Source organism: Salinimicrobium oceani, from assembly GCF_012037645.1.
The window spans coordinates 1-572 of record NZ_JAAVJR010000279.1 but is presented as its reverse complement, the minus strand read 5'-3'; the positions used below and the strand labels follow the sequence as shown (position 1 = coordinate 572).

The window sequence follows — 572 nt, the reverse complement described above, 5'->3', positions numbered from 1 at the left end:
GGTTCTTTAGCGGAGTGTTGAACTACGTAATCATCTATGGCTTGTGGCAAAAAATGCATCTTTTAGTATTGAGATTTGAGATTTGAGTATTGAGATAAACAAAATGAACTACAAAGTTAGATTATCTTTTAGAGAAACTGCTGACCCTTAGCCAAATATCAAGAAATCTTATGCATTAAAATCTTTTGAGAAAATATTAGAAACATCCAATTAACTAATCACCTATTAACTGATTAACCAATCTTGGAATTTGGTACTTGTTTTTTGGTGCTTGCATTAAGATAGAGGCGGGGGTGAGGCTAAAATCTTCGTTTCACCGATCCTGTGATCTCCTCGATCTCTTCCTTGACCTTGTCGATCTCCTTCTTCACGTCATTCCCCATGGAAGTGTCCATCCCGTGTTTTTCTGCAGATCGCATGACTTCGGACTTAATGTCGTTGGTGGCATTTTTGATGCTACGCATCCCTTTCCCTAATCCGCGGGCGATTTCCGGAATTTTATCTGCACCAAAGACCATCACCAGCACGAACATGATGAACGCCATCTCGGCACCACTGATAAAAAGAGGAAG

1 protein-coding gene is annotated in these 572 nt (G+C 40.2%); it reads right to left on the bottom strand.

The genetic code is table 11. The features are described from left to right. Positions 1-299: 299 nt before the first annotated feature. Positions 300-572, bottom strand: a 273-nt coding sequence (locus HC175_RS16720) for a Sec-independent protein translocase subunit TatA/TatB (RefSeq protein ID WP_168139496.1), incomplete at its 5' end; no start/stop codon positions are given.